The organism is Roseovarius salis (assembly GCF_044472985.1).
In the GTDB taxonomy this organism is placed as follows: Bacteria; Pseudomonadota; Alphaproteobacteria; order Rhodobacterales; family Rhodobacteraceae; genus Roseovarius; species Roseovarius salis.
In genome coordinates, this window is sequence record NZ_JBISDG010000014.1 from 1 (window position 1) to 13,537 (window position 13,537).

A 13,537-nucleotide genomic window follows, 5' to 3' on the forward strand; every position below is an offset into this window, starting at 1 on the left:
AAAGCTCCGCGCATCTCTCGGTTGCTCCACCTGCGCTTGTCGGCGTATGAACCCAAAGGACTCCGGTTCCGGCTGGATGAAAGTTCAGTGGCAGGTCAACCTTAGTAGCTCCAGTTACATGTTCCTGCCAATTCGCCAAGAACAGACCGGAATCCGGATATGTCGAAGATTGCAGTATTGGGGTTCTCGCCATAAGGGATTGTCTGGAGGACAAGTCTGTCTTCGTCCAACAACTGTTTCAGCAGGTTTCCGGCCCAATCGGGCGCGAACGTAGCTTTGCGGTCTGTCGATACGCCCCAGCGCTCCTGTATCGCCTGATCATTCCCGATTCGAACGGTTACATTCTTCCACTCCGAATAGATGTCACCCGAGTCATCCCCAAGATAATCTCCCCAAATCACGTAAGCCTCGGTCTTGTTGGACTTACAGCGAGCCACGAAAGTTATTGGCTCTCCATAGCTGGATGTACCGACCTCAGCCTCAAGCGACAGGGTAACGGTCTTCGTGTCGTCAATCGGGTTGACTGTTTTACGTACCCGCCAAGATCCGGTTTCCGCGTTCTCGGCCATGGATGATGCTATTTCATTCGAACTTTTCGCTTCATCGTGTGTGGTAATATTGTAGGTATACGTCCCGCAAAGACCGGGGCTGTTGATATCAAACGGCGGCTTAACCGACTGAAAAACCGCGAGCGCGAGGGTCGCGGGCAGGTCAAAAAGGGTTTGCTCGTAGAAAACCGCGTAGAGATTTTCTTCCGTATTCTCGCCGCCGCAGAGGGTGTTGCCGTTCCGAAGTGCGCCGGGACTGTCAGATAGTTTAAACACCTCGGCCGTATGTTTCCCGCCGGTCAATTCCCACGTTCGCCAATATGCGCCTTCGGATGTCAACTCAACAGCCGCCCCATTTCCGAAGGTCATCGTCATCGTACTGCCTTCGGACGCGAATTCTGCATTTCCTGAGAGGGTTATCGCGCCCGTAATCGCCTCTGCCGTCCTACTGAGGGGCGCAAAAGATCGCGCATCTTGCCAGGCATGATGCTCTGCTGCCGACTGAGCACTAGCGCCAGACGCGATCAAGAGTGCCACAAGGCATACTAGTTGACGTCCCAAATTATCCTCCAACAATCATCATACCGTAGCATTTTCCGGATGAATAAGGCCATTTATTGAAGTTGCGGCATTCTGTACCGAAGAGTGTTAGCAATTCGTTTCACACGAAACGGTACCGCCTTTCGCACTCACCACTTCAGCTTGTCCAGCAAGTCCCGCGCCGCATTGGTCGGCGTCGCGCGGCCCGCGGCCACGTCCCCGGCCGCCTGCTCCATCGCCGCCTTCGCCTCGGGCGTTTCCAGCCGGGCCAGAAGCCCCTGCTTCACTTCCTCGTTGAACCAGTAGCGCGCCTGCGCCTCGCGGCGGGCGTCGAAATGCCCGTGCGCGCGGCGCCAGTCGACCAGCGCGGTCATCTCGTCCCACGCGGCCTGCAATCCTTCCTCCTGCCGGGCCGAGACCATCATCGCCTTGGGAAATCCTTCCGGGTCCTGCGGGCGCTTGCGCAGCAGCCGCAAGGCGCCGGAATAGTCCGAGCAGGTGCGCGTGGCCGCGGCCTTCAGGTCGCCATCGGCCTTGTTGACGAGGATCATGTCGGCCATTTCCATGATCCCGCGCTTGACGCCTTGCAGCTCGTCGCCGCCCGCCGGCGCCAGCAGCAGCACGAACAGGTCCGACATCTCGGCCACCACGGTCTCGGACTGGCCCACGCCCACCGTCTCGATCAGCACGACGTCGAAACCCGCGGCCTCGCAAACCGCGACCGCCTCGCGCGTGCGGCGCGCAACGCCGCCCAGATGCGACTGGCTGGGCGAGGGGCGGATGAAGGCGTTGGAGTCGCGGCTGAGCCGCTCCATCCGCGTCTTGTCGCCAAGGATCGAGCCGCCCGAGCGGGCCGAGCTGGGATCGACCGCCAGCACCGCCACCCGCAGGCCCTGCCCCGTCAACATGGTGCCGAAACTCTCGATAAAGGTGGATTTTCCGACACCGGGCGTGCCCGACAGGCCGATGCGGATGGCCTGTCCGTGGCCCTTGAGCGCCTCCATGAGCTGGCCGGCCGCCATACGGTGGTCGGGCCGGCCGCTCTCGATCAGGGTGATGGCACGAGCAAGAGCCCGCCGGTCACCCTTGATTATTCTGTCGCTTAGCTGTGCAATATCCATGTGCGCTGCCCTGGAAGGGAATCGCCGGCCCCTATGCCCCGGCACGCCATCCGTTGTCCAGAGCGCGCCGATGTGGCTATCGGATGTGATGCGATGCGACTGACCTTCTTGGTACTGCTGGCATGTCTGGCCACGGCGGCCCGCGCCGGGGAGGACCAGTCGTCCATGCGGTTCGACGTGCGCCTGCTGGGCCTGCATGCCGGCGTGATGGAAATTGCCGCGCGCGAAACCGACAGCGCCTACGCCGCCCGGTCGCGGTTTCGCACCGCGGGGCTGGTCGGCGTGCTCAAACGGGTCCGCGCCGACGTTTCCGTGCAGGGCCGCGTGGCGCAGGGCCGGCTGAAGCCGCACGATTATTCCGAGGCCATCGACGACGGCCAGAGGGTGACGAATGTCGAGGTGCGTTTCGCCCCCGGCGAGCCGCACCTGCTCTCCGGTGATACCGGCAGCAGCGCCCCGCCCGCCGACACGTCCCGGTTATCCGACGCGATCGACCCGCTGACGCTGCTCTACCTCGCCCTGCGCGACCAGCCGCGTGACAAGGTATGCCGGTTTTCCGCCGACGTCTTCGACGGACACCGCCACGCCGAGATCGCGCTCAACCAGCGCCGGGAACAGGGCGAGGCGATCACCTGCACCGGGCATTACCGCCGGGTGTCGGGTTACGGTAACAGCGAGCGCGAGAACCGCCATGTCAGCATAACGGTGCAATACGAACCCAACGGCAGCGGCATGCGGGCAGAACGGGTGGAATTCGACACGCGCCTTGGACCGGCGGTCATGGACCGTCGGTAAACCGGTCCGAAAGGCTGCAGGCGGTGGAAATCAGCGCCCGCATGAGACATACCCCGGCCATGATCGACGCCGGCTTGCCGATACATGCGGCGATACCCCGCCTCATCGACGCCCTGCGGAACACCGGGCGCGCCGTTCTCCAGGCGCCGCCGGGGGCGGGCAAGACCACCGTCGTGCCGCTGGAGATGTACCGCGCGGGACTGACGGCCGGCCGCATCGTGATGCTTGAGCCGCGCCGGCTCGCCGCGCGCGCCGCCGCCGAGCGCATGGCCCGAACCCTCGGGGAAGCCGTGGGTGAAACGGTGGGGTACCGCATGCGGGGCGAGACGCGGGTTTCACGGGCCACCCGGATCGAGGTCGTCACCGAGGGCATCCTGACCCGCATGATCCAGGCGGACGCCGGGCTAGAGGGTATCGGCGCCGTGATCTTCGACGAGTTCCACGAACGCTCGCTCAACGCCGATCTCGGGCTCGCGCTCTGCCTCGAGATCGCGGGCGCCTTGCGCGATGACCTCATCCTGGTGGCGATGTCCGCCACGCTCGACGCGGAGCCGGTGGCGGAGCTCATGGACGCGCCGGTCATCACGTCGGAGGGGCGCAGCTTCCCGGTCGATATCCGCCACCTGCCCCGCCCGCGGCCCAAGGAAGTGCGGTTCGAGGCGGCGCTGGCCGATCTGGTGGCCGAGGCGGCGGCAGAGACGACGGGCGGCCTTCTCGTCTTCCTGCCCGGCGAGGGCGAGATCCGGCGGGTCGAGGGGCTGCTGAAGGGCCGTCTGCCTGGCGATTGCACGGTGACGCCGCTTTACGGCGCGCTGCCCTTTGAACGGCAGCGCGCCACCATCGCGCCGCTGGCTCAGGGGCGCAAGGTGGTGCTGTCCACCGCCATCGCCGAGACGTCGCTGACCATCGAGGGTATCCGCGTGGTGGTCGATGGCGGGCGGGCCCGGCGGGCGCGGTTCGACCCGTCCTCTGGCATGTCCCGCCTCGTGACGGAAAAGGTGACGCGCGCCGAGGCCACGCAACGCGCGGGCCGCGCGGGCCGGGTGTCCGAAGGGGTCTGTTACCGGCTCTGGACCCGAGGCGAGGAGGGCGCGTTGCGCGCCTATCCGCCTGCCGAAATCGAGGTGGCCGATCTCGCCGGGCTGGCGCTGGAACTGGCGCTGTGGGGCGCAGCGGCGAAGGATCTGCCGTTTCTCGCGCCCCCCAATCCCGGCGGCATGGAAGAGGCACGGGCGCTTCTGCGGATGCTCGGGGCGCTTGATGCCTCCGACCGGATCACGGCCCACGGCAAGGATCTGGCGGCGTTGCCGCTGCATCCACGGCTGGCGCACATGCTTGCGGTGGCCGGGCCCGCCGCCGCCCCCCTCGCGGCGCTGCTGTCGGAGCGTGATCCGATGGGCCGGGATGCGCCGGTGGACCTTGGCCTGCGGCTATCGGCCATCCGTGATCCGAACGGGCATGCGGACAACGTGCCGCATGGGGCAAACCGCGCAGCACTCGGACGCGTCCGGGCCGAGGCGAAGCGGCTGGCGAAACGCGCGGGCACGGCGCAGCGCGAGGGTATGGGCGATGCAGCGATGGCGGCGTTGGCCTATCCAGACCGTGTCGGGCTGCGCCGCAAGGGCGACCAGCCGCGTTACGTGCTTTCGGGGGGCAAGGGCGCGGCGATGCCCGAGGCCGACCCGATGGCCGGCGCAAGGCTGATCGTGGCGACCGATCTGGACGGCGACCGGCGCGAGGCCCGCATCCGCCAGGCGATCCGCATCGAGGAGTCGGAGCTGCGGGCGCTCTTCTCGGACCAGATCGGCTGGCAAGACGTATGTTATTGGGACAAGCGGGCGCGCAAGGTGGTGGCCCGCCAGCAGGAGCGTTTCGGCGCCCTGGTGCTGGATGACCGCATCTGGAAGGACGTGCCGGACGATGCCGTGGCGCGCGCGATGCTGGACGGCGTGCGGGATCTGGGGCTGACATGGACGGATGCCGCACGCCGTTTCGCCGCCCGGGTGGAACTGCTGCGCGCCACCGGCGAGGCGTTCCCGGACATGACCGGGAACGCGCTGATGGACAGGCTGGAGGAGTGGCTCCTGCCTTACCTCAGGGGGGTAAACACGGCGCAGGACTGGAAGCGGTTCGACATCCTGCCCGCCCTGCGCGCCCGGCTGGACTGGGAGCAGATGCAGCGACTCGACAGCGCGGCGCCGGCGCATTTCACAACGCCGCTCGGCCGAACGGTCCCGGTCGACTATTCCGCGGACCCTCCCGAGATCGAGGTCCGCCTGCAGGAGATGTTCGGCCTTGCCGACCATCCGACCGTGGGCGCGGCGCCGCTCAAGGTCACGTTGCTTTCGCCGGCGGGACGGCCGGTGCAGACCACGACGGACATTCCCGGTTTCTGGCGCAACTCGTACCCCGATGTCCGCAAGGAAATGCGCGGTCGCTATCCAAAGCACCCCTGGCCCGAGGACCCGACGGCGGCAGCCCCGACCTTGCGCGCCAAGCGTCGCGGGGGCTGATTTGAATTTCATCAACCGGTTGTCTATATCTTGGTTCTCACAGCGAGATGAGCAGGCAACAGACAACAATGACCGATGGATTGAAAGCGGCCTGGGCCGGGATGGTGCGGCCCCTGCTGCGTCGCCCGCCCCAATTGCAGGTCGCCGCGCTTTGTTGCCGCGAGAGCGGCGAGGGCACCGAGGTCCTGATGATAACAAGCCGTGGCACCGGCCGATGGGTCATGCCCAAGGGATGGCTCATGGACGGCATGGACGCGGCCGAGGCGGCCCGGCAGGAAGCATGGGAGGAAGCGGGCGTCAAATCTGCCCGCGTTTCACCCGAGGTGGTCGGGACCTATCGTTACGAAAAGCAGTTGGACGACGGATATGCCGCCCCCGTAGAAGTGCAGGTCTACCGACTGGATGTCGAGGCGCTGTCGGACATTTATCCCGAAGCCCGCGAGCGTGCGCGGCTTTGGCTGTCGCCCCGGACCGCTGCGAACCGCGTCGACGAACCGGAACTGAAAGAGCTCCTGCTGCGCCTGTGACGTTTTTGTAACAAAGCCGCAACGGGCACGGTTGAAGTGCCCTTGCCGGGGCTGTAGCGCTGTTGCCTGACTGCGGCAGAACCCCGGGGCACCAGCGTGAGCGAAACACCCGACGACAACCAGTGGAGAACGCTCGACAAGGATCTCGGCCGGATATCCCATGTCGAGTACGCCACCGCCTATGTCGCCCGGCCGCTGATCGCGCCGGGGATCGCCCTCGCCTTCATCGTCATCGCGGGGCTGGCGGCAGCCCTGTTGTTCAGCGCGCAGCCCGGCAACCTGGCCGTGATCGCGGCGGCGGCGTTCGGCGCCTACATGGCGATCAACATCGGCGCAAACGACGTGGCCAACAACATGGGGCCCGCCGTGGGCGCCAACGTGCTGACCATGGGCGGGGCGATTGTCATTGCCGCGATCTGTGAAACCGCCGGCGCGCTTCTGGCCGGCGGCGATGTGGTGTCGACCATTTCCAAGGGCATAATCGATCCGGCTGGCGTGGCCGAACCCCGCGTGTTCATCTGGGCAATGATGGCGGCGCTGATCTCGGCTGCCCTTTGGGTCAACCTCGCCACGAGGATCGGGGCGCCCGTCTCGACCACCCACTCCGTGGTGGGCGGGGTTATGGGCGCCGGCATCGCGGCGGCGGGGTTTGCCGCCGTCTCATGGCCAACCATGGGGGCGATTGCCGCAAGCTGGGTGGTCTCGCCCGTGTTGGGCGGTGTCGTCGCCGCGGCGTTCCTTGCCGTGATCAAGAGCCGGATCATCTACCGCGACGACAAGATCGCGGCGGCGCGTCGCTGGGTGCCGTTGCTGGTAGGCGTGATGGCGGGCGCATTCGCGACCTATCTCGCGTTGAAGGGGCTCAAGCGGATCATCGATGTCGATATCGGCCTTGCGCTGATGATCGGGCTGGCGGTCGGCAGCGTCATCTGGGCCGTGACCATCCCGCTCATCCGGCGGCAGTCGCGGGGAATGGAGAACCGCAACCGCTCGCTCAAGGCGCTGTTCGGTTTGCCGCTCATCCTTTCGGCGGCGCTTTTGTCATTCGCGCACGGGGCCAACGACGTGGCCAACGCCGTGGGCCCGTTGGCTGCCATCGTGCACGCGTCGGAGTTCGGGTCGGCGGCGGGCACGGTGGCCATCCCTCATTGGGTCATGATCATCGGGGCGCTTGGCATATCGTTCGGCCTGTTCCTGTTCGGCCCCAAGCTGATCCGCATGGTCGGCAGCCAGATCACCAAGCTGAACCCGATGCGCGCCTATTGCGTGGCGCTTTCGGCGGCCATCACCGTCATCGTGGCCAGCTGGCTGGGCCTGCCGGTGAGTTCGACCCACATCGCGGTGGGGGGTGTCTTCGGCGTGGGGTTTTTCCGTGAATGGTACATGGAGCGGCGGCGGCCCTCGGCGGCGAACGGCAGCAAGATACGCCGCCTGCCGCCCGAGGAAAGGCGCCGCCGCAAACTGGTGCGCCGCAGTCATTTCATGACGGTCGTGGCCGCCTGGGTCGTAACCGTTCCCGCCGCGGCGATAATGTCGGCAGCCATATTCTTGCTGCTCAACACGGTGACGGCCTGAGCGTTTCAGGCTCGGTGACGTCCCCGCCGGTGCCTGAGCCTGTCATGTGCGGCGGCCGTCCCGTCATGAAAGGTACCGAACCACTTGTCCCACGGCATCTCGAGGTTTCCGTAATTCACCTCGAAATATCGGTGGTGCATCTGGTGATGGAAGGTCCCAAGCGCCAGTTGCCGCCGATCCCGCAGCAAGAGATCCTCGAAGCCCGTGTGCGAGGTGACGGCCGTCAGGGCCTGATGCTGCATGTGGAACAGGATGTGAACGGGGCTGGCCGCCACGATGAAATGCACCAGCACGCTGCTGAAAAAGATCAGGTGTTCCACCGGATGCATCGACAGGCCGGACCAGGGCCCGACATTGACGTTGCGATGATGCAGCGCATGCGCCAGCCTGTACAGCGGCCGCCAGTGCAGCGCCCGGTGTATCCAGTAGAAATGGAAAGATATCCAGACCGGCGTGAGCAGGAAAAGAACCACGAACCATAGCGGATTGTCGATCCACGCAAGCACCGGCGCCCAGCCATTCCCCATGGCCCAGAACATGAGCACTTCGTAGGCCGTCCAGAATCCGACGCCGCTGACAAGCGTCCAGAACATGTTGTCACGCACCTGCCCGCCGAATGTGAATTGCCGGCCCTTGTGCATCAGGTCGCGGGGATCGAACTTCAACCGCGCGCCCTGTCCCTTGCGAATGTAGAAAAACCAGTGCAACCCGCCTGCGATGATCACCATGAGCGCCATGTTGCGCAGCCAGATAGCCGCGATCCAGTCCAGCGACAGCGTCCGCGTCGTCTCGAGCGACGGCTGAAGCCAAAGCCAGCACACCAGCGCAAGACCGGTCAGGATCGAGTTCTCGGCCAGCCGGAACCAGCGCACGGCGATCCAGCGCAGCATGCGGCGGGGCCGCGGTGGCCAGGCAAAGAAGGGCGATACCTCGATCGGCACATCGGGGACATGGTGCCAACCAGGCAGCTTTCGGTCGGTCTCGGTGGGCGTGTCTGTCGGCGTATCGGCGGTCATGGCTGGCTCCGTCCTTTGCCGGCCAGGTTGCCACGCACCGCTTCCTTGGAAAAACAGAATTATTAGAATAAAAATAACGAAAAATCCGTGGAATGGCCGATGAAAGACGATTTACGCCTGTCGCTGAAGGCCCTGCGCGCCTTTGCCGCCGTCGTCGAACGGGGGTCGATCGCCGCGGCGGCCGAGGCGCTGAACACCTCTGCCTCGGCGGTCGCGGCCTCGGTCGACCAGGTCGAGGCGGAATTCGGCGCCAGCCTGCTGATCCGTACCCGGGCCCGTGGCATCGCCCCGACGCCCCAAGGCGCCGCAATGGCTGGACGCTTCCGCACGCTGCTGGATGATTATGCAACGGTGCTGTCGGAAGGCCGGGACATCGCCCAAACCCTCACCGGCACGTTGCGGGTTGGCTATTACGCACCGGTCGCCCCTGCGTTCCTGCCACGCCTCGTGATGCCGCTGATGCGGGACAATCCCGATCTGCGGCTCGAATTGCGGGAACACGACAACGATAGCGCGCAGGAGGCGTTGCTGTCGGGCGCGCTCGACGTGATCCTCTTCGCCGGGCAGGACCTGCGCGCCGGGGTGGAAACGCGCGTGTTGCTGGACCTGCCACCCTACGTGCTGCTTCCCGCGGGGCATCCTTTGGAGGGTGAGGGTCCGGTGCCGCTTGAGAGGATCGCGCGACACCCGCTCGTGCAGCTCGACCGTCCGCTTGCGCGGCCCTACCTGGACCGGCTGTTTCTCGACAGTGGTCTGCAACCGCAGGTCGCCGCCCGTGCCGACAGCACGGAAATGGTGCGCAGCCTCGTCGGCGCGGGCATGGGGATCGCGGTTCTGAACATGCGTCCCTTCACGACCCGTTCCTATGCCGGCGATGCGCTATCGTCGCGCCCGCTGGACCCGGGGCTGCCACGCTTGCAACTGTTGTCGGGCCGGGCAAAGGGACGTCCAAGACGGTCGGTCTCGGCCTTTCTCGACGCGCTTCACGGCTGGATGGCCGGCGGGGCCGCATCCGATCTCACGGTCTGATTCTGGATCTCTGGATCAGGGCAACCACGGCCCGTGGACCCTGCCGGCATGTCCCAGCCGTTCGAACCCGTGGCGACCGAACCAATCCCGCTGCGCCTGGATCAGGTTGGCCGTGCCATGGCCTTGCCGCATGGTATCGAACCATTGCAGGGCCGCCGCCAGCGCCGGCACGGCGTGCCCCCCGGCAACCGCCGACGCGACGACACCGCGCAAGGCAGGCACGCACCGCCCGAGACGCTGTGCAAGGGCTGGCGAGAGGATGAGCTCGCCCGCCGGCAGCCCGGCCCTGAAAGCCGCTGCCACATCGTCGAGAAAGGCCGAGCGGATGATGCAGCCCGCGCGCCAGATCTCCGCGATGCGCGCACTGTCCAGGCGCCAATGGTACGCGGCCGAGGCGGCCGCGACAACACGGAACCCCTGCGCATGGCCAAGAATGCGCGCCGCCATCATCGCCTCGGCCAGCGTCTCATCGTCGATCTCCAGCCCGCCGCGGGCGCCGCCATGGCGTGCCTGAATCGCTTGGCGCGTTTGCTTTTCCGCCGACCAGCTGCGCGCGCCCACCGCCGCCTCGATCATGCTCGCGGACTGTCCGAGGTTCAGCGCCTCCACCACGGTCCAACGGCCAGTGCCCTTCTGATCCGCCGCGTCCTTTATCACGTCGATGACGGGATGCCCCGTGGCAGGATCGGCGGTTTGCAGGATCTTGGCGGTGATGCCCAACAGGTAGGAGGCCAGGGGCCCGTCGTTCCAATCGGCGAAGAGCCGCCCGATCTCGGCCGGCGGCCGGGCCGCGCCGTGGCGCATCAGGCCGTAAACCTCCGCGATCATCTGCATTTCGGCGTATTCGATGCCGTTGTGGACCGTTTTCACGAAATGGCCCGCGCCGTCCGGTCCCAACCGGGCGACACATGGATCTCCCTCGTAACGGGCCGCGATGGCCCGGAGCACGGGCGCCAGCCGCTGCCAGCCCTGTTCCGGCCCGCCGACCATCAGCGAAGGGCCGTGGCGCGCACCGTGCTGCCCGCCCGACACCCCCATGCCGACGAAATGAAGCCCGCTTTCGGCCAACTGCGCCGCGCGCCGGCGCGTATCATGGAAATCGGCATTGCCACCGTCGACGATCGTATCGCCCCGCGACAAAAGCGGCGCGATGGCCGCGATCATGTTATCCAGCGGCGGCCCCGACGGGATCATGAACATGACCGCGCGCGGCCTGGCCAGCGCCGCGACGAAATCCTCGATCCGCTCGCGCGGATAGAGGTTCTGCGCCAGGTCGCCGGCCGCGTTCATGAACGGGTCGATCCAATCCGCTTCGCGGTTGGAGATGGCCACACCCAGCCCCTTTTCGGCCATGTTCAGCGCCAGCGCGCCGCCCATCGTGCCGAGACCGTAGATGCCTATCTCTGCCCTTGCCATAGGCGGCCGGTTCCCGTTCAAGCCCACCGGCTCAGACTATTGCACGCGGCGCGGCGCGCAAGACTTGGCGCCGCGGGCCTGCACCCGCTGCGCGGGGGGTCAAAACGATACCACCACGCTGGAGCGCAGGTTCGGCCGGCCGGACAGGCAGCGCTGTCGGCGGCCTCAGACACCAAGGCACCAGCGCATGATCGCCTTTTGCGCATGCAGCCGGTTTTCCGCCTCATCCCAGATCACCGAATGGGGCCCGTCCATCACCGCGCTGGTCGCCTCGTCCTCGCGATGGGCCGGCAGGCAATGCATGAAGAGCGCATCGGGCTTTGCATGGGCCATGAGCGACTCGTTCACCTGGTAGCCGCGCAGCATGTTGTGGCGGCGCTCCTTGGTGGACTGGCTGTCATGCATGCTGACCCATGTGTCGGTCACCACCAGGTCGGCGCCCTCGACCGCCTTGAACGGGTCGCGTTCGATCGTGACCTTGCAGCCGGCATCCCGGGCCAGACCGACGAACTCTGCCTCGGGGTCGAGCTGCGCAGGCCCGGTAAAGGTGAAGTCGAAGCCGAACTGCGCGGCCGCGTGCAGGAAGGACGAGCATACATTGTTGCCATCGCCCGACCACACGACCTTGCGGCCCGCGATCGGGCCGCGGTGTTCCTCGTACGTCATGACGTCGGCCATGATCTGGCACGGGTGGGTGCGGTCAGTCAGCCCGTTGATCACCGGAACATCCGCGTATTCCGCCATCTCGGTCAGAACGGATTCGTCGAAGGTGCGTATCATGACGAGGTCGACATAGCGTGACAGCACGCGGGCGGTGTCCGCGATGGTCTCGCCATGGCCAAGCTGCATCTCGGCGCCGGACAGCGTCATCGTCTGGCCACCCATCTGGCGCACGCCGACATCGAAGCTCACGCGCGTGCGGGTCGATGGCTTCTCGAAGATGAGCGCCACCATCCGGCCCGCGAGCGGCAGGTCGTCGTCGGGCGCCCCGCGCGTGCGCCCCGCCCGCGCGCCCTTCATCTCCCGCGCCTTGTCTATGATCTGCCTCAGCGCCTGCGCGTCGGTTTTGTGTATGTCGAGGAAATGGTGCATTGTCGTCGTCTCTTGGCTGAAGGGGGATGGGGGCGCTGCCCCCGTCGCCCTGCGGGCGACTCCCCCGGAGTATTTCCGGCAAGATGAAGATCAGGCGCTGGCCGTCTCCGATACGGTTTCGATCCGCGAGGCGGCGGCATCGAGACGGGTGACGGCCTCGGCGATCTCGTCGTCGGAGATCGTGAGCGGCGGCAACAGGCGCACCACGTTCTCCGCCGCCGGGACCGTGGTAACGCACGACTCGTACCCCGCCTCGACAACCTTTGTGTTCGCTGGCTTGCACCTGAGACCAAGCATCAGGCCGCGGCCGCGCACCTCCTCGAAAACCCCCGGATGCGCGGCGACCAGGCCATCGAGCCCCTGGCGCAAGACGGCCGATTTCCGGCGCACCTCGGCGAGGAACCCCTCGTCGGCGACATGATCCATGACCGCGCGGCCCACGGCGCAGCCGAGCGGATTGCCACCGTAGGTCGAGCCATGCGTGCCCGCGCCCATCGAGGCCGCTGCCGCCTCGGTGGCCAGCACCGCGCCAAGGGGAAAGCCGCCGCCGATGCCCTTGGCGACCAGCATGATGTCCGGCGCGATCCCGGCCCATTCATGCGCGAAGAGCCGGCCGGTGCGGCCCATTCCGCACTGCACCTCGTCGAGAACAAGCAGGATGCCCTTTTCGTCGCAAAGCTCGCGCAGGCCCCTGAGACACTGGTCGGGCAAGGGACGGATGCCGCCCTCCCCCTGCACCGGCTCGATCAGGATGGCGGCCGTCTGCTCGCCGATCGCCGCGTGCAGGGCATCGTGATCGCCCCAGGGCACGTGGCGAAAGCCCGGCAACAGCGGCGCGAAGCCCCTGGTCATCTTCTCGGAACCGGCCGCGGCGATGGCCGCGTTGGAGCGGCCGTGAAAGGCACCCTCGAAGGTGACGATCTCGGTCTTGCCGGGCTCGCCCCTGTCGAAGAAGTGCTTGCGCACCATCTTGACCGCCAGTTCGCAGCTCTCGGTGCCGGAATTGGTGAAGAACACCGTGTCGGCAAACGTCGCCCGAACCAGACTGTCGGCCAATTCCTGCTGTTGCGGGATGCGATAGAGGTTCGACGTGTGCCACAGCCTCGCAGCCTGATCGGTCAGCGCCCGCACCAGCGCGGGGTGAGCGTGGCCAAGCGCGTTGACGGCGATGCCGGCGCCAAGATCGAGGAATCGGCGGCCGTCCTCCTCGATCAGCCAGCTTCCCTCGCCCTTGACGAAGGTCAGGGGCGCGCGGTTGTAGGTCGGCAGAACGGAGGGGATCATGTCGTCTATCCTCTGATACAAGAAGCCCTTTGAGTGCCTGAGCCCGGGCGGCAAGTCAATTCCGGCAGACACGGCAAGTGG

Annotated in this window: 11 protein-coding genes; 5 read left to right on the top strand and 6 right to left on the bottom strand. The window is 66.2% G+C overall.

Annotated elements, in window-relative coordinates; translation table 11 throughout:
• Positions 1 to 101: 101 nt before the first annotated feature.
• Positions 102 to 923 (bottom strand): hypothetical protein, encoded by an 822-nt coding sequence (locus tag ACH13J_RS07330; protein WP_397542671.1) that lies wholly within the window; start codon positions 921 to 923, stop codon positions 102 to 104.
• A gap of 314 nt (positions 924 to 1,237) precedes the next feature.
• On the bottom strand, positions 1,238 to 2,209 hold the full coding sequence (gene meaB, locus ACH13J_RS07335) for a methylmalonyl Co-A mutase-associated GTPase MeaB (protein ID WP_397542672.1): 972 nt from the start codon (positions 2,207 to 2,209) through the stop codon (positions 1,238 to 1,240).
• A 93-nt stretch (positions 2,210 to 2,302) separates the two neighbouring features.
• Here meaB and ACH13J_RS07340 point away from each other — a divergent pair, with 93 nt between their 5' ends.
• The 4 genes from ACH13J_RS07340 to ACH13J_RS07355 all read left to right on the top strand — a co-directional run bounded on the left by ACH13J_RS07340 (position 2,303) and on the right by ACH13J_RS07355 (position 7,619).
• Complete coding sequence (locus ACH13J_RS07340) at positions 2,303 to 3,004, top strand: DUF3108 domain-containing protein (protein WP_397542673.1); 702 nt, start codon at positions 2,303 to 2,305, stop codon at positions 3,002 to 3,004.
• A gap of 41 nt (positions 3,005 to 3,045) precedes the next feature.
• A complete protein-coding gene (hrpB, locus tag ACH13J_RS07345) occupies positions 3,046 to 5,517 on the top strand; it encodes an ATP-dependent helicase HrpB (protein ID WP_397542674.1) in 2,472 nt (823 codons plus the stop codon).
• Between the two features lie 68 nt (positions 5,518 to 5,585).
• Positions 5,586 to 6,044: an NUDIX domain-containing protein gene (locus tag ACH13J_RS07350; RefSeq protein WP_397542675.1), complete on the top strand. Its 459-nt coding sequence runs from the start codon at positions 5,586 to 5,588 to the stop codon at positions 6,042 to 6,044.
• A gap of 96 nt (positions 6,045 to 6,140) precedes the next feature.
• Positions 6,141 to 7,619, top strand: a complete 1,479-nt coding sequence (locus ACH13J_RS07355; protein ID WP_397542676.1) for an inorganic phosphate transporter — start codon at positions 6,141 to 6,143, stop codon at positions 7,617 to 7,619.
• A gap of 5 nt (positions 7,620 to 7,624) precedes the next feature.
• Here the strand turns inward: ACH13J_RS07355 and ACH13J_RS07360 are convergent, their stop codons facing one another.
• Entirely contained in the window at positions 7,625 to 8,635 is a 1,011-nt protein-coding gene (locus ACH13J_RS07360) for a sterol desaturase family protein (RefSeq protein ID WP_397542677.1), read from the bottom strand.
• Between the two features lie 99 nt (positions 8,636 to 8,734).
• Between ACH13J_RS07360 and ACH13J_RS07365 the strand changes: the two genes are divergently transcribed.
• Positions 8,735 to 9,664 carry a LysR substrate-binding domain-containing protein gene (locus tag ACH13J_RS07365; protein ID WP_397542678.1) on the top strand — a complete coding sequence of 310 codons (930 nt, stop codon included), beginning with the start codon at positions 8,735 to 8,737 and terminating at the stop codon, positions 9,662 to 9,664.
• A 15-nt stretch (positions 9,665 to 9,679) separates the two neighbouring features.
• Here ACH13J_RS07365 and gndA read toward each other — a convergent pair whose 3' ends face one another.
• From gndA to ACH13J_RS07380, 3 genes are all read right to left on the bottom strand, one after another.
• Entirely contained in the window at positions 9,680 to 11,080 is a 1,401-nt protein-coding gene (gndA, locus tag ACH13J_RS07370; protein ID WP_397542679.1) for an NADP-dependent phosphogluconate dehydrogenase, read from the bottom strand.
• Between the two features lie 165 nt (positions 11,081 to 11,245).
• Positions 11,246 to 12,172 (bottom strand): ornithine carbamoyltransferase, encoded by a 927-nt coding sequence (argF, locus tag ACH13J_RS07375; RefSeq protein ID WP_397542680.1) that lies wholly within the window; start codon positions 12,170 to 12,172, stop codon positions 11,246 to 11,248.
• Positions 12,173 to 12,262: 90 nt separating this feature from the next.
• On the bottom strand, positions 12,263 to 13,456 hold the full coding sequence (locus tag ACH13J_RS07380; RefSeq protein ID WP_397542681.1) for an aspartate aminotransferase family protein: 1,194 nt from the start codon (positions 13,454 to 13,456) through the stop codon (positions 12,263 to 12,265).
• Positions 13,457 to 13,537 lie beyond the last annotated feature (81 nt).

Coding starts and splice junctions, on each gene's coding strand:
- ACH13J_RS07350 (WP_397542675.1), top strand. CDS start 5,586: ATGACCGATGGATTGAAAGCGGCCTGGGCCGGGATGGTGCGGCCCCTG.
- meaB (WP_397542672.1), bottom strand. CDS start 2,209: ATGGATATTGCACAGCTAAGCGACAGAATAATCAAGGGTGACCGGCGG.
- hrpB (WP_397542674.1), top strand. CDS start 3,046: ATGAGACATACCCCGGCCATGATCGACGCCGGCTTGCCGATACATGCG.
- ACH13J_RS07340 (WP_397542673.1), top strand. CDS start 2,303: ATGCGACTGACCTTCTTGGTACTGCTGGCATGTCTGGCCACGGCGGCC.
- argF (WP_397542680.1), bottom strand. CDS start 12,172: ATGCACCATTTCCTCGACATACACAAAACCGACGCGCAGGCGCTGAGG.
- ACH13J_RS07360 (WP_397542677.1), bottom strand. CDS start 8,635: ATGACCGCCGATACGCCGACAGACACGCCCACCGAGACCGACCGAAAG.
- ACH13J_RS07365 (WP_397542678.1), top strand. CDS start 8,735: ATGAAAGACGATTTACGCCTGTCGCTGAAGGCCCTGCGCGCCTTTGCC.
- gndA (WP_397542679.1), bottom strand. CDS start 11,080: ATGGCAAGGGCAGAGATAGGCATCTACGGTCTCGGCACGATGGGCGGC.
- ACH13J_RS07330 (WP_397542671.1), bottom strand. CDS start 923: ATGACGATGACCTTCGGAAATGGGGCGGCTGTTGAGTTGACATCCGAA.
- ACH13J_RS07380 (WP_397542681.1), bottom strand. CDS start 13,456: ATGATCCCCTCCGTTCTGCCGACCTACAACCGCGCGCCCCTGACCTTC.